General features: G+C 40.3%; 15 protein-coding genes. 3 read left to right on the plus strand and 12 right to left on the minus strand.

The genetic code is table 11. The features are described 5' to 3' along the window. Positions 1 to 58 precede the first annotated feature (58 nt). Positions 59 to 1039: a glycosyltransferase family 2 protein gene (locus IA57_RS10295; protein ID WP_036122891.1), complete on the minus strand. Its 981-nt coding sequence runs from the start codon at positions 1037 to 1039 to the stop codon at positions 59 to 61. After that, entirely contained in the window at positions 1036 to 1482 is a 447-nt protein-coding gene (locus tag IA57_RS10300; protein ID WP_036122893.1) for a type I restriction enzyme HsdR N-terminal domain-containing protein, read from the minus strand. The genes IA57_RS10295 and IA57_RS10300 overlap by 4 nt, the downstream gene beginning before the upstream one ends. Before the next feature lie 26 nt (positions 1483 to 1508). Here IA57_RS10300 and holA point away from each other — a divergent pair, with 26 nt between their 5' ends. Next, entirely contained in the window at positions 1509 to 2513 is a 1005-nt protein-coding gene (gene holA, locus IA57_RS10305; RefSeq protein WP_036122896.1) for a DNA polymerase III subunit delta, read from the plus strand. Here holA and IA57_RS10310 read toward each other — a convergent pair. The 8 genes from IA57_RS10310 to IA57_RS10345 form a co-directional block, all read right to left on the minus strand. Further along, entirely contained in the window at positions 2510 to 2989 is a 480-nt protein-coding gene (locus tag IA57_RS10310) for a hypothetical protein (RefSeq protein ID WP_036122899.1), read from the minus strand. The two genes, holA and IA57_RS10310, sit on opposite strands and share 4 nt — an antisense overlap. Positions 2990 to 2994: 5 nt before the next feature. After that, the gene (locus IA57_RS10315; protein WP_036122902.1) at positions 2995 to 3375 is read right to left on the minus strand and encodes a DoxX family protein; all 381 of its coding nucleotides are present in this window, start codon (positions 3373 to 3375) and stop codon (positions 2995 to 2997) included. 17 nt (positions 3376 to 3392) lie between these two features. Further along, the gene (locus IA57_RS10320; protein WP_036122906.1) at positions 3393 to 5003 is read right to left on the minus strand and encodes a class I SAM-dependent methyltransferase; all 1611 of its coding nucleotides are present in this window, start codon (positions 5001 to 5003) and stop codon (positions 3393 to 3395) included. 81 nt (positions 5004 to 5084) lie between these two features. Further along, positions 5085 to 7496 carry an alpha-ketoacid dehydrogenase subunit alpha/beta gene (locus IA57_RS10325; protein ID WP_036122909.1) on the minus strand — a complete coding sequence of 804 codons (2412 nt, stop codon included), beginning with the start codon at positions 7494 to 7496 and terminating at the stop codon, positions 5085 to 5087. Positions 7497 to 7676: 180 nt separating this feature from the next. Then, the gene (locus IA57_RS10330) at positions 7677 to 10502 is read right to left on the minus strand and encodes a gluzincin family metallopeptidase (protein WP_036122911.1); all 2826 of its coding nucleotides are present in this window, start codon (positions 10500 to 10502) and stop codon (positions 7677 to 7679) included. 138 nt (positions 10503 to 10640) lie between these two features. Beyond that, positions 10641 to 11327, minus strand: coding sequence for an LOG family protein (locus tag IA57_RS10335; protein ID WP_036122913.1), 687 nt, complete (start codon positions 11325 to 11327; stop codon positions 10641 to 10643). 33 nt (positions 11328 to 11360) lie between these two features. Beyond that, positions 11361 to 14195 carry an excinuclease ABC subunit UvrA gene (gene uvrA / locus IA57_RS10340; RefSeq protein WP_036122917.1) on the minus strand — a complete coding sequence of 945 codons (2835 nt, stop codon included), beginning with the start codon at positions 14193 to 14195 and terminating at the stop codon, positions 11361 to 11363. A gap of 91 nt (positions 14196 to 14286) precedes the next feature. Further along, positions 14287 to 14889, minus strand: a complete 603-nt coding sequence (locus tag IA57_RS10345) for an acyl carrier protein phosphodiesterase (protein WP_036122918.1) — start codon at positions 14887 to 14889, stop codon at positions 14287 to 14289. A gap of 73 nt (positions 14890 to 14962) precedes the next feature. On the opposite strand from IA57_RS10345, the gene glmM reads away from it, so the two are divergent. Further along, complete coding sequence (gene glmM / locus IA57_RS10350; RefSeq protein WP_036122921.1) at positions 14963 to 16351, plus strand: phosphoglucosamine mutase; 1389 nt, start codon at positions 14963 to 14965, stop codon at positions 16349 to 16351. Positions 16352 to 16356: 5 nt separating this feature from the next. On the opposite strand, the gene IA57_RS10355 is transcribed toward glmM, so the two are convergent. Beyond that, positions 16357 to 17247 carry a lysophospholipid acyltransferase family protein gene (locus tag IA57_RS10355; RefSeq protein ID WP_036122924.1) on the minus strand — a complete coding sequence of 297 codons (891 nt, stop codon included), beginning with the start codon at positions 17245 to 17247 and terminating at the stop codon, positions 16357 to 16359. Positions 17248 to 17310: 63 nt separating this feature from the next. Here IA57_RS10355 and IA57_RS10360 point away from each other — a divergent pair, with 63 nt between their 5' ends. Further along, positions 17311 to 17961: a rhomboid family intramembrane serine protease gene (locus IA57_RS10360; RefSeq protein ID WP_036122927.1), complete on the plus strand. Its 651-nt coding sequence runs from the start codon at positions 17311 to 17313 to the stop codon at positions 17959 to 17961. Between the two features lie 52 nt (positions 17962 to 18013). Here the strand turns inward: IA57_RS10360 and IA57_RS10365 are convergent, their stop codons facing one another. After that, on the minus strand, positions 18014 to 19144 hold the full coding sequence (locus IA57_RS10365) for a TlpA disulfide reductase family protein (protein ID WP_051881038.1): 1131 nt from the start codon (positions 19142 to 19144) through the stop codon (positions 18014 to 18016). Positions 19145 to 19209: the final 65 nt, after the last annotated feature.

The raw sequence follows: 19209 nt of genomic DNA on the forward strand, positions 1-19209 counted from the left end.
TAAAAGATTGCTAGGATTTACGGGTCTTAACAAAAACTTTAACATTTGTTGTTAACAATTAAAACGTCTTATTTTTATTTACGAAATAGGACCAAACAATGGATGTTTTGTTGTAGTAAAGTTCCCTTTTGGGGTGCCTTTTTCTAAACTTTAAAAGGGCACTCAAATGAGCATAATAACTAAAATGAGCTTTTATAATGGCAAAAGTGTGGGTTGGTTTTAGTTGCAACAGATACTGAATGCCAGCCACACCATCTAAAACCAATCGGGTAAACACTAAAGGGAAGAGGTTGCCTTTTGCGTTTTTGGTTAGGGTAAACAAACTGTTTCTAAAGTTTAAGAATGTTTTTTTGGGATTGGTGTTTTTTAGGGTAGCGCCTCCTACGTGGTACACTGTCGAGGCTCCCACATAAGTTGCACGATGGCCTAGATTAAATGCACGCCAACATAAATCAATCTCTTCCATGTGGGCAAAAAAAGAGGCGTCAAAACCATTTAGGGCGTTAAAAATATCTTTTCGTATAAAAAAGCAGGCCCCAGACGCCCAAAAAATATGAGATGTATCGTTGTATTGCCCGGTATCTTCTTCTATGGTGTTAAAAATACGGCCGCGGCAGTAAGGATAGCCTAATTTATCTATAAAGCCCCCTGCAGCACCAGCATACTCAAAACGGCTTTTGTTGTTGTAGTCTTTAATTTTTGGTTGAACAATGGCTGTTTTTGGGTTGTTTTTAAATGCTTTAAGAATGGGGTCAAGCCAATTTGGGGTCACTTCAACATCGCTGTTTAGCAGGCAAAACACATCAGCATTAACCTGTTTTAGGGCATCGTTATAGCCTTTGGCATACCCGCCGTTTTCTTGGTTTTGTATAATTTTTACCGAAGGAAAATGGGCGTTTACAAAAGCTACAGAGGCATCGGTAGAGGCGTTGTCGGCCACATAAATATCGGCGTCTTTGGAATGCTCCAAAACCGTAGGTAAAAAGGTTTCGAGCAATGATTTTCCGTTCCAATTTAATATTACAAGGGCTATTTTCATGTGTTGTACTCTGGAAGCTCCCTTAAAAAGTTATAACATTCGTGTTCAAAATCCATTTGGCAATAATAGTGATTTAATCCGTTGGTAACCATTAAATATGTTGCGTTTAACGCCATGTTGTAGCGGGCAATTTGATCGAAAGTCTCTTGGGTAATCTTAATTTTTGGAGCTTTACATTCCACAACCAGAAAAATACTGCCATCGGTATTAAAAATAACAATATCGTACCGTTTTTTTAAGCCGTTTACCCGCAGCTCCTTTTCAACATTGATAAGAGATTTAGGGTAGTGCTTTTTTTCAATTAAATAATGAATGCAGTGTTGCCTAACCCATTCTTCGGGTTGTAAAACCACAAATTTTTTGCGAATAACATCGAAAATGGACGGTTTATTTTCGCTATTTTTGAAACGAAACGAATATGTAGGGAAGTTAAGCCTTTGCATAACGCAAATTTGAGAATTTTTTTTAAATGGACGAAGTAAAACAGCTTGTTACCGATATAAAACAGAAAAGGTTAAAACCCATATACTTCTTAATGGGGGAAGAACCCTATTATATTGACCGGGTTACCGAGTTTATTGAAGGCCACATTTTAACCGAAGAGGAAAAAGGGTTTAACCAGATGGTGCTGTATGGTAGGGATGTTGCGATAGACGACATTGTAAGTAACGCCAAGCGGTTTCCTATGATGGCCGAGCACCAAGTGGTTATTGTTAAGGAAGCACAAGATTTATCGCGAACCATAGAAAATTTAACGGCTTATGCCGAAAACCCGCAGCCCACAACCATTTTGGTTATAAACTACAAGTACAAAACCATCGATAAGCGTAAAAAACTCTATAAGGCCCTTAAAAAAAGTGGTGTTGTTTTTGAAAGCAAAAAACTTTACGATAATCAGGTTCCAGATTGGATTAGGCGAGTGCTTTCGGGGAAAAGCTACGGCATTACGCCAAAAGCAGCTCAAATGCTTGCCGAGTTTTTAGGAACCGACCTTAGTAAGATTAGTAACGAACTGGATAAACTTATGGTGCTGCTTCCTGCAGGCACGCAAATTACCCCAGAGCATATTGAAGCCAACATAGGAATAAGTAAAGACTATAATAATTTCGAGTTGCACAAGGCTATAGGCGATCGCAACAGCGAAAAGGTGTTTCAAATTGTGAAATATTTTGGCGAAAACCCAAAGGACAATCCCATGATTGTAACCGTAAGTTTGCTTTATACGTATTTTTCAAGGTTGTTAAAGCTTCATGGATTAGGCGATAAATCGGCTAGAAATGTTGCTTCGGCCTTAAAGGTGAATCCTTATTTTGTTAACGAATATTTGGTAGCTGCCAGAAATTACCCCATGCGTAAGGTAAGCGCCATTATTGCCGATTTGCGTACTTTTGATGGCAAGAGTAAAGGGGTTGGCGCCAATGCCGTGCCACAAGGCGACTTGCTTAACGAATTAATGGTGCGAATTTTAAATTAAGCTGCGGTTAACGCCTCTAGTTCCAACAGATAATCGTGTTGCAAATCTTCGTGTAGGGTTTCAATTTTCTTCTTAATGGTTATAAGCTGCCTGTGGTAAAGGTTGTTTAAAGCTGTATTTTTAAAAATACTAGGCGTTAGGGCTTTTAGGTTTTGGCAAAAATATAGCAGAAGCTCTACCTCGGTAGTTTTGGAGTTAGAGTATCTGCTATATGTTTTAATGTGTCTTAAAATTTTCCGAATGCTTTTTTTCATATAAAAGTAACTGTCACAATTTATAGTTTGAAACTCTTCATCTAAAGTTTCGATAATAGAGGCGACGTACTGGTCTTCGTTATGGGCTTCAAAAAGTAAATAAGTTAATAGTTCTTTATTTTCCTTTTTAAAGCGCCCCAATCTAAGACAAAGCTGTAAAAGTTCGTCTTTAGAGCATTGTTGTAGTTCTTTTTTAATATGGCTTAAGCGTTCGGCTTTCATTGTGTTTAGTTGCCTTTGCGACCATCAATAGACAAGCGCCCTGGGCCAGCCAAAAATATAACGGTAAAAGCAAAAAGGTACAATAAGGCCATTTCCTTTTTAGCCAAAGGGTCGGCTCCGTGTACCACAAATGCGGCAACCAGCATGGTAATGGCAGCAGGAATGGCAGCAAGCTTGGTTTTAAGTCCAATAAGAATTAAAATGGGGGCAACCACTTCGCCTATTAATGTTAGGACTAAAGAAACGGTTGGGCTAAGGCCTAGTGGATCTGGAAAACCAGAAGGGTCTGATAGCATACTAATTTTGGGGATGCCATGTGTTAACATCATGCCTGAAAAGCCAATACGTAAGATGGCTAAAGCTAAATCGGTGAAATTTTTGTTCATTGTTTTTATTTTGATATTTATTGGGTTCCTTTTAAGAGATTAACGCTTACAGTAGCAAGCGCGTTATCTGGAAATGCCGATGCGTAAGCTGGATCGGGATAAAGACCGGCTTCTTTGGCAATGGTTTTAAACACGTCCATTTCTACAATATATTGGTCGCTATAACCATGGGTAGCATCGTAAGCGGTGGCCGCTATTTTTCCTAAGTTGCTGGCGGCAAGTTCTGGTGCTATGGTATGCAATTCTATAAGCAATAGTCCAAAACGTTCGACATAAGGTTTCCATTTGCTAAAATGTTCCCGTAGCGAGTCTTCTACTAAATTATTATTAATGCGCTTGCCGTTATGGGCGTATGCTCCAGAAGATTTGCTGATGGTTTTAGTAGGGTGTTTTGGAGGTTCCCAAATGCGGTTGTGGTCGAGAAAAGTACGAACATTTAGCAAGTCGCTAAGTTTTATGTTGTAGTCTTCGGCCAGGTCGTTGGCTAGCAAATCGGGTCTGCCAATATCGCCCCAAATTACTTTGGCCCAAATATCGGCCTTAATTAAATTGGCTCGGGTAACTTTTAAGGCGGCTTGGTTAAAATCGGCGCCAACCAATAGTAAGGGGTGTTCTTCTAACATTTTGCCGCGAAGGGTTTGGTGCTCGATGACTTCAAAAATATGTTGAATAAATGCACCGTTGCCACAGCCCATATCTAAGATGCCCTTGGGTTGCTCGTCTATAGGTTTGTTAAACAACTTGATAATAATTTTATCGACCACCTTAAAATACGTGGCATGTGCACCGCCACTTCCCCAAACATTCATTTCGCGGTGTACGTGTTTTTCGGTGTCTCCCGGGGTTTGGGTTTTTAATACCAGTGGGTTTCCAAAAATCAATTCGTCTAAGGCCACAAAGGTTGGGAGGTAGGATACCGTTACCCCATAGGCAGTAGCGCGCTTGGCAAAAAACAAGCCTTTTTCTGTAAATTGATAAGTGTCTTTTTTCTTGTTGAACCACCCCAAATGCGCAAAAAAGTCTAGAATTTTTTTAAAGCTTTCGGGATCTTTATGGTATTCTTCGGCCCTAAAAGAGGCTTCCATAAAATATTTATGAAACAGGCCATTAACCCCAAGAAGCACTATAATGGGAGCTATAATTGCACCTTCAATATGTTTTAATATGTGTTGTTGTATGGTATTGGTTTGGTGTGCTGAAAGCCCAAAATGGTTTTCGAATTTTTTAAAAATGCGCTCTAAAGCAATAAAGGCATCGACCCCAATGCGGCCATCTTCAGGAAACTTAACCGAATAGGCGAGCAGCTTAACCGCATCTTCATAATGTTTAACTAGCTCAAAAGCCTCGTGGCTATGCGCGTTAATTTCGTATGAAACGGTATTGGTAGCGTTGTTTATATGTTGTGTAAGCCAGCCTTGCGAGCAAAGAATACGAAGCGCGACATTAAGGTAACCTTCGTTGGCGTTAAAGGTTTGTGTTAGCTCGTTTAATGTGATGTTTTGTTTCTCAAGAAGCTGTTGTAGTACCCCGTGTTTATATAAAGAAAATGCCGTTGTAGCTGTAACAATACCATCTAAATGCATAAAGATGGTTGCGCGAAGTTTGGCCTTGTCGGGTTTTGTGAGCATTTCTTTTGTTTTAATTATACAATATAAAAAAAACCTTTTAGGTTTTGCCTAAAAGGTTTGTTCTATATAAAAATAAGGCGGTTATTTTAGCTTTGGGAAATCGCTTGGGCTAACTTCGTTCATCAGGCTATAAACCGCTTCAAAAATATCTTCTGCTGAAGGTTTTGAGAAATAATCACCATCTGTACCGTATGCTGGACGGTGTTCTTTTGCAGCAAGTGTTATGGGCTTGCTATCTAAATGAACGTAAGCGTTTTGCGTGTTTAGTATTTCGTTTAGGATGTAAGCCGAAGCTCCACCAGGAACGTCCTCGTCGATAACCATTAGCCTGTTGGTTTTGGCAACACTCTTTACAATGTCGTGGTTTAAATCGAATGGGAGTAAGCTTTGTACATCGATAACTTCGGCATTAATACCAACTTCAAGAAGTTCCTTGGCTACATTGGCTACAATTCGCAAGGTAGATCCGTAGGATACCAAAGTAATGTCGGTACCTTCCTTAATGGTTTCAACCACGCCAATAGGAGTTTTAAATTCGCCCATATTGGTAGGCATTTTTTCTTTTAAACGGTAGCCGTTTAAGCACTCGACAATTAATGCAGGTTCGTCGCTTTCTAAAAGGGTGTTGTAAAACCCTGCAGCTTTGGTCATGTTTCTAGGAACCAAAACGTGAATGCCTCTAATTAAATTAATAATGCCGCCCATTTGCGAGCCAGAATGCCAGATGCCTTCCAATCTGTGACCACGGGTACGAACAATTAAAGGTGCTTTTTGGCGGCCTTTGGTTCTGTAGTGTAGCGTTGCTAAATCGTCGCTCATAATTTGAAGGGCGTATAGAATATAATCTAGATACTGTATTTCGGCAATAGGGCGTAGCCCACGCATGGCCATACCAATACCTTGTCCAAGAATGGTGGCTTCGCGAATGCCGGCATCGGCAACTCGCAGTTCACCATATTTTTCTTGAAGTCCTTCAAGCCCTTGGTTTACGTCGCCTATATTTCCGGAGTCTTCACCAAAAATAAGAGCCTCTGGGTATTTGCCAAAAATGGCATCGAAGTTGTCTCGTATAATAATTCTAGCATCAACCTCTTGGCTGTTGTCATTATAGGTAGGCTTTACCTCTTGAATAGCAAGCGCCGATTTGTTAGATTGACTTAACAAATGCGAGCTGTATTTAGGTTGTACTTTTTCTGAAAGCGCCTGTAACCAATTAATCAATTGGTTTTTTTCGTTAGAATCTTCGCCTATAACGTAGCGCAGCGATTTGCGTACGGCGGTAAAGATGTCTTTTCTTATGGGTTCGTCTATGGCCTTTAAGTTGTTTGCTAGTTTTTCTATAAACACCTTGTTGGCACTAGATTTGGCGAGGTTTAACAGCAAGTCAATGGCCTCGGCTTGTTCGCTGTTTATCGGGGCTATAAAGCTTTCCCAAGCGGCTTTTTTACCGTTTCTAACGGCTTTTTTAATGGTTTTTTCAAGCTCTGTTAATTCGGCTTCGGTAGCGATGTTGCTGGCCAAAATCCATTCCCGCATTTGGGCGTTACAGTCGTATTCTTTTTCCCATTCTAAACGTTCTTTGCTTTTGTAGCGCTCATGCGATCCCGAGGTAGAGTGTCCTTGGGGCTGTGTAAGCTCATGTACGTGAATTAACACTGGAACATGTTCTTTTCTAGCAATTTCGCTAGCCTCTTGGTAGGTTTCGATTAACGAAACATAATCCCAGCCTTTAACTTTTAGAATCTCGTAACCCTTATCTTTTTTTGTTCTTTGGAATCCTTTAAGGATTTCCGAAATGTTTTCTTTAGTTGTTTGGTACTTGGCGTGTACCGAAATGCCATACTCATCGTCCCACACATTTATAACCATAGGCACTTGTAGCACCCCGGCAGCATTGATGGTTTCGAAAAACAGACCTTCGCTTGTACTGGCGTTTCCTATGGTTCCCCAAGCAATTTCGTTGCCGTTTTCCGAAAAGTTATCGGTATTAATGCCTTCAACATGTCTGTAAATTTTAGACGCTTGTGCCAAGCCCAGCAAACGCGGCATTTGCCCTGCGGTAGGGGAAATATCGGCGCTGGAATTTTTTTGTTTTGTAAGGTTTACCCAGTTGCCATTTTCATCTAAACTATGCGTAGTAAAGTGCCCGCCCATTTGGCGACCAGCCGACATGGGTTCTTCTTGTAAACTGGTGTTTGCATATAAGCCAGAGAAAAACTGTTCGATGGTTAATTGCCCAATGGCCATCATGAAGGTTTGGTCGCGGTAGTACCCAGAGCGGAAGTCGCCATCTTTAAAGGCTTTTGCCCAAGCCAATTGTGGGACTTCTTTTCCGTCTCCAAAAATTCCAAACTTAGCTTTTCCTGTTAACACTTCCCGACGCCCTAACAAGCTACACTCTCTTGAGGTAACGGCAATTTTATAGTCGTTGATGACTTCTTTTTTAAAGTCTTCGAATGATAGGTCTTTTTTAATGTCTGGGTTTGTTTGCATAGCTGTAATTTGAATTCTCGCAAAGGTAGTTAATTATTGCGTGAAATGCAATTGCATTATTGGTTGGTTTTTTGAATATTTATTAAAAATTATCTTCTAGGTGAAGTTTCTTTTAGAATATATTCAGTAAAAACAAATATCGATGCGAATTTCGTAAACAATTTGACGCGTTTTTGCTTTTTAATACCACCGCCTAGAGAATAGCCCAAATAGGGTTTGTATGTCTAGGGCAATGATAAACCGTATTTTTTGATCGTAATTGGGTTGTGCAATTTCCCAGCCTAGGTTAGAGTAGATGGGGAAGTACAGCTCAAAATAATCGTCTACTAGGCTAAACCTAACTCCAGAATCGTAAACAAATTTGGCCGAGTCGTAATGGTTTTTTACAAATCCGGCATCGCCATAGGCATGAATGTACCGCCAAATGGTTGTGCTACCATTAAGTGTGGAAATCCATTGGTTGGCAAAAGGGGTGTTTAATTTAGATTTGAATCCTCCCTCCGATATAATAAGCTGTTGGCTAAACAGGCCTGTTTCTTCCGATCTGCCGTAGTAGTTGTAATCAAAAAGGTAATCGGTTGGGCGGTCTAGAGCAAAGCTAAAAAAGTCGGATGTCTTGTAGGTTTTGTTGTAAAAGAAAAACCCAGAAAACCACCTTAGTTTAAATTGCCTGTTGCCTTCGGTAAGCTTTCTGTACTCGTAGTTAAACGACAGTTTGCCAAACTTTCTGGCCAGTTGAATGTCGGTATTCCAGGCATTGTAGTTTTTTAGGTTGGGGTCGCTTTGGCCATAATTTATGTTAAAAACACCATAGCTAGGTTCTTCTTCTAAATTGAATTCCCCTGTGGGGTCTTCTTCGCGATCTATACTAACGTAACGTAGCGAGAGGTATTTTTTCTTGTTGTCTCGTAGGTTGGTGTAATCTCTAAATCTAAACTGTAAATAGGGGGTAAAGGATGTGTAGGATAGTTCTGGAGCATAGTTTGAGTATTCTCCTGTAATGCCGTATCTAATAAAATAGAGGTTGTTGTTTTCTCTGTTATGGGTGTAGCTAAACTTGGCCTTTCCTCTTAAATGCTTGCTTTTTAGTCCGTAAGTGGGCCTAAGGTCGTAATGAAAGGGTTTGTTTAGTGCTGTTTTGTTGTAGAGTTTAATGCCTGGAGAAACGCCATCGTACAGGTTGTAGTCAAATTGCGGCATAAAAAACACTTGGTTGTAATAAGGGTCTTCTATATCCATAAACAGCCTAAACTGTAGCGGCCTGTTGTTAAACAAAAATCCTTTGGTCGATTTCCAGTTGTCTCTTAGGTTGTACTCCGGAATGGCGTTATCGTAGTTTAAAACAAGCTTGTCGATGTTGTTTTTAGGAATGGTAACCGTTTTTTCTTGATCGATGTTTTCAATCCAGTATTTAGATACCACACTATCGTTGCTAATGCCAAATAAGGATATGGGCACGCCCATGTTTTCCCGTTTGTTTTTTATGGTAATGCTTATGGAATCTTTGTTAGATTTTGCCCGCGTAATTTTAAAGTCGATTTTTTCCTTGGTTTTAAGGTAGTCGGTAAAAAACCAACTCACGTCCTTGCCGGCGTTTTGTTCAAGCAGCTTTTTAAAGTCTTGGGTACTGGTTTGCTTTAAGGCGTATTGGTTTAGGTAATCTTTAATGGTGCCTTCTAGAATGTTCGGGTCGAGATATTCGTTTAAGTAATGCAGGCCAACACCAGCTTTATATTTGTTAGCAATGTTTTTATTAAATTTTAAAAGTGAGTCTTTTTGCATAAGCAGCGGTTGGTCCAGATTTCTTCTGGCCATGTGCATGTACAAAAAGTTGTATTGGTCGTTAAAATCCAGTTGTGCAGCATGAAATGAGCGTATGCCCCATACTTTAGAAAGGGTGCCAAATATTTTCATGTCGGGGTAGTGCTCTTCAACATACGCCATAAGGAAATACGTTTGAAGCCCATCTATAATCCATTGGTCTTTTCTGGGGTTGGTAATTAAAATGTTTTCCAGGTAGTTGTTAAGCGCCGTTTTTAAAATTTTAAGCTCATACTGAAACCTGTCTGGAAAAGGCCTAATAAAGCTAGGCAATAGGTTTAAACCGTAAATGGGGTTCTTTTTGTAATCGATTTCTGTTAGCAGTAGTTTTTCATGCGGATAGGGCATGAGGTGTTCGTGCAAGAATTGCGAAACGTTATTAACCACCATAACCTTGTCTATCATCTCAAGATCCTCATCGTTTATGTTAGATACAACGGTTAGGTAATCGGTTTCAACAGTATTGAAGTTGTTCTTTTTTTGAAGAAATAATTTTGAATTGATACGATTTTCACCCGATAGAACCACAGTTTTTAAATGGTCGTTTTCAAGAGTTTCTACCACATTCAGTTCAGATGTTAGGGTGTAGGCTTTGGGGTAGGTTGCTTTTATGGAAATGTTGGCTTCTGGAGCAAATAAATCGTCTAAATCTTTGTTGCTGTAATGTTGCCAAGCACCATTAAAAACAGCTGGGGTTATATACCAATAGCGCAGGTTGTAATCGCCGTTTGTTGTAACGCCATAGCGTGTAAATTTATCGTTCGGTACCTGAACGATATACTGTAAGCTTAGGGTGTAGCTTTTGTTGGGGCGTAAAGGAGTGTTTAGGGCAACTTTAATAATATCGGGGTGGTCTTTCATGCGGTTGTAGGCCACCTCGGTACCCTGTTGTTTTATAGCGGTAATGACCGAATATCCTCTGTCTTCGTTCTTGGCAAAATGAAATTCGGTTTTGTATTCTTCGGCAAACCTATTGGCTAAAGGTGTTGTTTTGCTGGAGTAGCTATGGCTCCAATCGGTTAGGTAAATGGTGTCTAAAACACGATTAGAGGTATTGTGGTAGGTTATGGTTTGCGCTATTTTTATGTGCTTTTTTTCAACGTTAAAATCAGCAGCTATTTCAATGCTGTTTTGCCCCCAAAGCGCTGTACTACTTAATCCTATAAAAAAGGGGAGTAGCAGCATATTTTTTAGTAAACTTGAAATAAAATGAAATCTAAACAACAGGAAATAGGATTAAGTTTTTTTTATTGAAGATACTCGAAAAAGTAAAAGCATACCACCAACAAAATGTTAAATGATATGCTTTTGTATTTGTTATGATTAGAAGTTAGGGCTTAAGCCGTACTTGGTATAGAACTCGTCGAGAATATGGATGACTTCGTCTGGGGTGTCGACCAAATGAATTAAGTCCATATCTTCTGGGCTAATATTTTTAGCGGCTACCAAAGTTGTTTTAACCCATTCTAGCAGCCCGCCCCAAAACTCTGATCCTACCAGAATAACCGGGAATTTCTCTACTTTTTTGGTTTGTATAAGTGTAATGGCTTCAAATAGCTCGTCTAATGTTCCAAAGCCTCCGGGCATAACAACAAACCCTTGCGAGTACTTTACAAACATAACTTTTCTAACAAAAAAGTAGTCGAAATCTAAGCTTTTATCAGAATCGATATAAGGGTTGTCGTGCTGTTCGAAAGGGAGGTCGATGTTTAGACCCACCGAAGTTCCGCCAGCAATATGGGCACCTTTGTTACCGGCCTCCATAATACCGGGGCCACCACCTGTTATTACACCATACCCTTGATTAACGATTTTCTGGGCAATCTCTTCGGTTAGTTTATAGTATTCTTGATTGGGTTTGGTTCTGGCCGATCCAAATATAGATACACAGGGGCCAATGCGGCTTAGTTTTTCATAGCCGTTTACAAACTCGCCCATAATTTTAAATATGGCCCAAGAGTCGTTGGTTTTTATTTCGTTCCATCCTTTATGATGTTGTTCTTTTCTCATGTAAAATGTTATATGGTTATTTCGTTTTTAAAGCTAATTAATTAATTCTTTTTTAAGAAATTTTGCCGTGTAGCTTTTTTTGTCTTTAATAATTTCTTCGGGTGTGCCTTGGGCTACAATTTTTCCGCCGCCTTTTCCGCCTTCGTAGCCAACATCAATAATGTGGTCCATCATTTTAATCACATCTAAATTGTGCTCGATAATTAAAACGGTATTGCCCTTGTTGGCGAGTTTGTTAAGCACTCCCATAAGCACTCTAATGTCTTCAAAATGCAGCCCTGTGGTGGGTTCGTCTAGAATGTAAAACGTGTTTCCTGTGGCGCGCTTGCTCAATTCTGTAGCCAGCTTTATGCGTTGTGCTTCGCCGCCAGAAAGTGTTGTGCTTTGTTGGCCAAGGGTAATGTAACCCAGACCAACATCTTTTATGGTCTTTAGTTTTTTGTGGATTTTAGGAATGTGCTCAAAGAAGTCTACGGCCTCGTTAATGGTCATTTCTAGTACCCCGTTTATCGATTTGCCCTTATACCTAATTTCTAAGGTTTCTCTATTAAAACGTTTGCCTTGGCAACTTTCGCACTCGACATATACGTCTGGTAGGAAATTCATTTCTATAACCTTTAAGCCTCCACCTTGGCAGGTTTCGCAGCGCCCGCCTTTTACGTTAAAGCTAAAGCGCCCGGGTTTATACCCGCGAATCATGGCTTCTGGAATTTTGGCAAATAAACTGCGTATTTCGCTAAACACCCCAGTATAGGTTGCCGGATTGCTTCGTGGTGTTCTGCCTATGGGCGATTGGTTTATGTCTATAACCTTATCTATATGCTCCAAGCCTGTTATTTTTTTGTAGGGCATGGGCTGTTTTACGCCGTTAAAGTAATGGGCGTTCATAATGGGGTAGAGGGTTTCGTTTATCAGGGTCGATTTGCCGCTACCCGAAACTCCGGTAACCCCTATCATTTTTCCTAGCGGAAATTTGGCCGTTACATTTTTTAAGTTGTTGCCAGTACAACCACTAAGAACAATAAATTTTCCGTTGCCTTCACGGCGTTTTTTGGGGACTTCAATGGTTTTACTACCATTTAGGTAATCGGCTGTTAGGGTGTGGTGTTTTTTTAGTTCGTCGGGGTTGCCAATGCTAATAATTTCGCCGCCGTGTTTCCCTGCTCGTGGGCCAATATCAATAACATAATCGGCGCGTTCTATCATATCTTTATCGTGTTCAACAACGATCACCGAGTTGCCAACGTCGCGGAGCGAGACCAACGAGTTGATTAGTTTTTCGTTATCGCGCTGGTGTAGTCCTATGCTAGGTTCGTCTAGAATATAAAGCACGCCCACGAGTTGCGATCCTATTTGTGTTGCCAAACGGATGCGTTGTGCTTCGCCCCCAGAAAGGGTTTTTGAGCTTCTGTTAAGCGATAGGTAGTCTAGGCCTACATCCATTAAAAACTGTAAGCGTGTGGCGATTTCTTTAATAATTTCTTCAGAAATTTTTAATTGTGCACCCGAAAGTTGCTCGGGAAGCGCTTGGAACCATAGGGTTAAATCGGAAATGTCTTTATTGGCCAACTGGGCAATGTTTAGGTCATTTACCTTAAAATAAAGCGATGCTTTTCTTAGGCGGGAGCCTTCGCATTCGGGACAGTTTACTTTGTCCATATATTCTTTTGCCCAGCGTTTTAAAGCGGTGCTATCGGCATTGTTATATTGGCTTTCAATAAAATTGGCAACCCCTTCAAAATCGATGTTGTAATCGCGGGTTACGCCTAGGGTTTTGCTCGCTACCGAAAACTGTTCGTTACCGCCGTAAAGGATAACGTGTTTGGCTTCTTTAGGAATGCTTTTATAGGGGTCGTTAAGCGAAAACTTGTAGCGTTGGGCTATGGCTTCTAATTGCTTAAAAATCCAGCTTTTCTTTTCTGGGCCGTGTGGTGCTAGTGCGCCAGCGGCAATAGATTTGGAGCTGTCGGGAATAATTTTGTTCTCGTTAACCTGATAAAGTGTGCCAATGCCATTGCATTTTGGGCAGGCCCCTTTTGGCGAATTAAATGAAAAGTTGTTGGGCTCTGGGTTAGGGTAAGAAATTCCGGTGCTGGGGCACATAAGGTTTCGGCTAAAATAGCGAATTTCCTGTGTGTCTTGGTCCAATACCATAAGCACATCATCGCCGTGGTACATGGCGGTGTTTATGGTTTCGGTTAAGCGTTTGTCGTTGTCTGTTTGTCCATCGATTTTAAGCCTGTCGATTACAATTTCAATATCGTGTGTTTTGTAGCGGTCAAGTTTCATGCCTTTTACCAGATCCCTAATCTCGCCATCGGTTCTTACTTTAACAAAGCCTTGTTTGGCAATTTGCTCGAAGAGTTCGCGATAATGCCCTTTTCTAGAGCGCACAACTGGTGCCAGTATGTTTATGCGTTTACCGGTATAGCTTTCTACAATAAGCTTTTTGATTTGCTCGTCGTTGTAGCTAACCATTTTTTCGCCGGTGTTGTAGCTATAGGCATCGCTGGCTCTTGCAAAAAGCAATCTTAAAAAGTCATAAATTTCTGTAATGGTCCCAACGGTAGACCTTGGAGACTTGCTGGTTGTTTTTTGCTCGATGGCAATAACTGGGGAGAGGCCATCAATTTTATCGACGTCCGGACGCTCTAAACTTCCTAAAAACTGTCTGGCATAGGCCGAAAAGGTTTCGATGTAGCGCCTTTGGCCTTCCGCATAAATGGTGTCGAATGCCAAGGAGGACTTTCCAGAGCCGGATAGGCCTGTAATGACAACTAGTTTGTCGCGAGGAATGGTTACATCTATATTTTTTAGGTTATGGACCCTAGCGCCCTTAACTTCAATATGTTCTTCAAATTGGCTCATAAAATTGCAAATATGCAAAAGTACTTATTTTGAGTTGAAAAACGAAGTTAATATTCGCAGCATAAAGCACAAGGTAGTTTTGGTTTATAGGCTAAGGTGCGATGCGCTTCTCAATTTCAAGATATTTTTTTTGGGTGTGCTGTTTTAGGGCATTAAAAAACTGGGTAAACTCCTGCTCAAACTCCTGGTAATACATTTTTAGTTCGCGTGTGGCTTTATCCATTCCAGAAACATAGTTGGTACGTCTGTTCATGCCGTCGAGTACGTTTTGAATGCCTTCAATATGGGCGTAATTTAACAGCCAATTGCCCGAGATCATGTACGGCATCATGTGTTGTGTTTTTTCGGGGAGTAACTCGTAGTGCTGTTCTAGTAGGCGGTAAAAGCGATCGACATAAATGGCTAGGGGTATTGTTGAGTATTGAAGCCAGTTTTTAGCCAAAAAATGATCGTACAGAATATCGACAATAACACTGCTGTAATGGCTGTAATTTTTATGAAGCCTTTTTGTGCTTTGTCTAACAATAGGGTGGGCATCGGTATAGGTATCGATTTCCCGATGCAACAAAATGCCTATTTGAACTTCTTTGGGGTAGGTTACATACTTTTTACCGCGAATGCCATCGGCTATAAAGTTGCCAATGGTGACCAGATCGTTATTTCCAGAAAGGTAAATATGTGCTAGGAAATTCATTTCCCGAATTTACAAATTCATAATAAAGAATTACAGTTATTTCCTATTATATTTGTTGGAAAATTAAAGATCAATGACACTTATAAAATCAATTTCAGGAATACGAGGCACCATAGGAGGCGCGGTTGGCACAAACTTAACCCCTATAGATGCGGTTACTTTTGCAGCTGCTTATGGCACATGGATTAAACAACAGCGGGAGAAAGATACTTACCGCGTGGTTGTAGGTCGCGATGCCAGGTTGTCGGGCGAAATGATTCAGGGCTTGGTTATGCAAACCCTAGTAGGAATGGGAATTCACGTGATTGATCTTGGACTATCTACAACGCCAACCGTAGAGATGGCCGTGCCAATGGAACATGCCGATGGTGGCATTATTTTAACGGCCAGTCATAACCCCAAACAATGGAATGCCTTAAAGCTGTTGAATGCTGAAGGCGAGTTTTTAAATGCCGAAGAAGGCCAGAAAATATTGGATATCGCTACATCGAACCAAATGACATTTGCACCGGTTGATGCCTTAGGTAAGGTGACTAAAAACGAGGCGTATTTTGGATTGCACATTGAAGAGATTTTAGGACTGGATCTCGTAAATATCGAGGCCATTAAAAAGGCTAAATTTAAAGTCGTGATCGATGCGGTAAACTCTACGGGAGGGATTGCAATTCCTATGCTTCTGGACGCTTTGGATGTTGATTATATAAAGCTTTACTGCGAACCTACGGGGCATTTTCCCCACAATCCGGAGCCTTTAAAGGAGCATTTAACAGACCTTTCGGAAGCCGTTGTTAAAGAACGCGCCGATTTTGGTATTGTAGTCGACCCCGATGTAGACCGTTTGGCCTTTATGGATGAAACAGGCGAGATGTTTGGCGAAGAGTATACTTTGGTCGCTTGCGCCGATTATGTGTTAGGCAAAACCCCAGGAAATACGGTGAGTAACATGAGTTCGACCAGAGCCCTTAGAGACGTTACCGAAGCACATGGCGGGCAGTACGAAGCCAGTGCGGTGGGAGAAGTAAATGTCGTGGCTATGATGAAAAAGAATACTGCTATCATTGGCGGTGAAGGCAATGGCGGCATTATTTTACCTGAGCTGCATTACGGTAGAGATGCCTTGGTAGGCATTGCTTTATTTTTAAGCTTGTTGGCCGAGCGCAAAGTTAGGGTTAGTGCCCTTAGGGCCTCGTACCCCAATTACTTTATGAGTAAAAAGAAGATTGAACTTACGCCAGACTTGGATGTAGATGCCATTTTAAAGGCCATAGAAGTGGCTTACCGCCATGAAAACCCTACAACTATAGATGGGGTGAAAATAGATTTTGAAGATAGCTGGGTGCATTTAAGAAAAAGCAATACCGAACCTATTATTAGAATTTATACCGAAGCCAAATCGCAAGACGAAGCTAATACGCTAGCCGATAGATTTATAGGAGAACTAAATGCTTTGGCCCATAAATAAAAACGTTATTGAAATGCTTTGGGCACTTTATCGCGGTGTTTCCAGCGTTTGTGTGTCCAAAGATAATATCTGGGATCGTCGTAGATTTGTTTTTCAACTAACTTTAAAAACGCCTCGGTAATGGTGTAGTCTGGATAGTCTTTTGGCGTTTCTGTAATGGTTTTAAAAGTAGCTTGGTAATGGCCGCGTTTTACTTTTTCAACATTAAAAAATACAACAGCCATATCTAGCTTTTTGGCCAGCATTTCGGCACCGGTATAAACAGGAACTTTTATGCCCATAAATTCTGTCCAATGAAAAGCTTTATGAGCTTTAGGAGATTGGTCTGAAGCAAATCCGCTAATCGATAATTCCCCATCTTTTTTAGATTGTATAAGCGTAGGAATGGTTTCTTTGGTTGTAATAAGGTAGGTGTTGTATCTGGCTCTAATACGTTTAACCAAGCGATCGAAATATTTGTTAGCAAGCCTTTTGTAAATACCATAGCCTTTGTGCTTCACGTGCTTTTGCATGATGAATATCCATTCCCAACTCGCATAATGAGCACACATTAATACAATGCTTTTATGCTTTTCGCCAAGTGTATTTATAACGTCGATATTAGTAAACTTAAAGCGTTTGTTCATTTCGGCTTCAGAAATCGTCATCGATTTTATCGTTTCTAAAATCATGTCGCATAAATGATGGTAAAAAGCACTGGTTATCGCTTGTATTTCGGCATGGGACTTATTGGGGAATACCAATTTTAAGTTCTCTTTTACCGTTTTTTTCCGATACCCAAAAATTTTGAAAAGGAAGATGTAAAGGATGTCCGAAATAAAGTAAAGCACCTTAAACGGAAGGATGGAAATCATCCATAAAAACGGATAAATTATAATATAAGCGAGAAATTGCATGAATAAATTTTAGCTTTGCAAGCGCAAATATATGGTATATTTGATTGATAACATTTACAATTTATGGGCAATTTAAGTTTAGTTACGCTTGTTATTATAGCTGCCAATGCTATTATTTCTTTTAAAGGATTTAACGATTACAGTTTTTTTGAAAAGTATAAGTTTAATGTGGGCGGTATACAACGAGGCGAGCAGTTTAGAATGTTTAGCAGTGGGTTTTTACATGTAGATACCATGCATTTGTTTTTTAACATGTTTACCCTTTACATTTTTGCGCCTGTGGTTATTATGCACATGTCTGCAGTAAGTTTTATCATTATTTATCTAGGCAGTTTGATTCTAGGCAACATCCTGTCGCTATACTTTCATAAAAACGAATACCATTACAGTGCCGTAGGGGCGAGTGGTGCGGTTATGGGTATTATATACGCTGCTATTTTACTGCGTCCAGATATGGATTTATACTTGTTTTTTATTCCCATACCCATTCCAGCCTATATTTTTGGAATAGGCTATTTACTGTACACCATTTATGGGATGAAAAACCGCGTTGGAAATATTGGCCATGACGCCCATTTTGGTGGCGCCATAGGTGGGTATGCCATTACACTGCTTTTGGCACCGTGGCTATTTAAAACAAACTTGGTTATGATTGGGCTTTTGGCGCTTCCTATTATATTGCTGTTTGTGCTTAAAAAAATGGATAAGCTATAAATAAAAAGCCCGCTAGTTAAAGCGGGCTTTTTATTTATAGCTGTATAACAAATTAGTCAAGCATTTCGGCTATTTTGTCTTCTAAGGCTTTTCCTCTTAGGTTTTTAGCTACAATTTTCCCTTCAGCATCTAAAATAAAGGTTGCGGGAATGGCTCTAATGTTGTATTGTTGGGCTACTGGGCCGTTAAAATACTTTAGGTTAGAAACTTGGTGCCAGGTTAATCCATCTTTTTCAATGGCCTCGGTCCAAGCGGCTTTAGCATCTTTTTGTCTTGGGGTACCATCTAATGATACACCGATGATTTCCAATCCTTTTTCGTGGTATTTGTTATAAACTTTTACCACGTTTGGGTTTTCTTTTCTACAAGGACCACACCAAGCTGCCCAAAAATCGATAATGGTTACTTTGCCTTTAATATCGTTTAGCGCTACCATTTCGCCTTCTGGGTTAGGGGCGCTAAAGTTTGGGGCAATGCTGCCTTCGGCAGTGGCCAACTCGTTGTTTAGGCGTTCGCCTAGACGTGTTCCTATAGGGCTGGTTTTAACCGTTTCAGTAAAGGTGTCGTAAATAGCTTTTGCTTCGGCTATTTTAACGGCGTTCGAGTTGGATAAGCTTTCCAATACCATGGCGCTAACAACCAGATTGTTATTGGCTTTGGCAATTTCTAGGTTTTTATTGTTGATTTCCTGTACAAAATCCTCAAACTCTGTTCTTAAGGCCTCCATAGTAGCGGTGTCTTTTTCTTGGCTAGCGGTTCTGTACGCCGCCATTAGCGTTTTGTTTTTCTCACGAATAGGGTTGAGGTTGCTTTTAAACGTATCGAAGATTTTGTTTTCCGTGCTCCCGGTTATTGTAGAGCCCATTAGGCTGTCGTTATTAATTTCTAGCTCCATAAGCGAATTTTCTACCATTAGGGGAAATCTTTCGTTTTGGCCTTCAATGGTTAAAAGATAGAGGTCTGGATGCGTTACTTTTCCTTTTAAGGTTACTTGGCCATTGGCTACTCTAGCGGTATCTAATACTGTTTGGTTTTGCGGATCGGCAGCATAAAGTGTTACTTTTTTTCCGTTGGCAGCGGCATCAATGGTAGCATTAATGGCAAAGCCATCTATTTTAGGTTCGTTTTTACAAGCCGTAATGAGTAAGGTTAGAATACTGATGTAAAAGATTCTTTTCAACATGTTTATTTTTTCGTTTTATCGTTATAGATGCAAATATAATAGATTAATCCTACTATATCTGTTAA

Source organism: Mangrovimonas yunxiaonensis (assembly GCF_000733475.1).
GTDB lineage: Bacteria > Bacteroidota > Bacteroidia > Flavobacteriales > Flavobacteriaceae > Mangrovimonas > Mangrovimonas yunxiaonensis.

Excerpts from the sequence above, each read along its gene's own strand:
- IA57_RS10365 (WP_051881038.1), bottom strand. The coding sequence starts at position 19,144 with ATGTTGAAAAGAATCTTTTACATCAGTATTCTAACCTTACTCATTACG.
- IA57_RS10345 (WP_036122918.1), bottom strand. The coding sequence starts at position 14,889 with ATGAATTTCCTAGCACATATTTACCTTTCTGGAAATAACGATCTGGTC.
- glmM (WP_036122921.1), top strand. The coding sequence starts at position 14,963 with ATGACACTTATAAAATCAATTTCAGGAATACGAGGCACCATAGGAGGC.
- IA57_RS10320 (WP_036122906.1), bottom strand. The coding sequence starts at position 5,003 with ATGCTCACAAAACCCGACAAGGCCAAACTTCGCGCAACCATCTTTATG.
- IA57_RS10295 (WP_036122891.1), bottom strand. The coding sequence starts at position 1,039 with ATGAAAATAGCCCTTGTAATATTAAATTGGAACGGAAAATCATTGCTC.
- IA57_RS10315 (WP_036122902.1), bottom strand. The coding sequence starts at position 3,375 with ATGAACAAAAATTTCACCGATTTAGCTTTAGCCATCTTACGTATTGGC.
- IA57_RS10360 (WP_036122927.1), top strand. The coding sequence starts at position 17,311 with ATGGGCAATTTAAGTTTAGTTACGCTTGTTATTATAGCTGCCAATGCT.
- IA57_RS10330 (WP_036122911.1), bottom strand. The coding sequence starts at position 10,502 with ATGCTGCTACTCCCCTTTTTTATAGGATTAAGTAGTACAGCGCTTTGG.
- IA57_RS10300 (WP_036122893.1), bottom strand. The coding sequence starts at position 1,482 with ATGCAAAGGCTTAACTTCCCTACATATTCGTTTCGTTTCAAAAATAGC.
- IA57_RS10310 (WP_036122899.1), bottom strand. The coding sequence starts at position 2,989 with ATGAAAGCCGAACGCTTAAGCCATATTAAAAAAGAACTACAACAATGC.
- IA57_RS10335 (WP_036122913.1), bottom strand. The coding sequence starts at position 11,327 with ATGAGAAAAGAACAACATCATAAAGGATGGAACGAAATAAAAACCAAC.
- IA57_RS10355 (WP_036122924.1), bottom strand. The coding sequence starts at position 17,247 with ATGCAATTTCTCGCTTATATTATAATTTATCCGTTTTTATGGATGATT.
- holA (WP_036122896.1), top strand. The coding sequence starts at position 1,509 with ATGGACGAAGTAAAACAGCTTGTTACCGATATAAAACAGAAAAGGTTA.
- uvrA (WP_036122917.1), bottom strand. The coding sequence starts at position 14,195 with ATGAGCCAATTTGAAGAACATATTGAAGTTAAGGGCGCTAGGGTCCAT.
- IA57_RS10325 (WP_036122909.1), bottom strand. The coding sequence starts at position 7,496 with ATGCAAACAAACCCAGACATTAAAAAAGACCTATCATTCGAAGACTTT.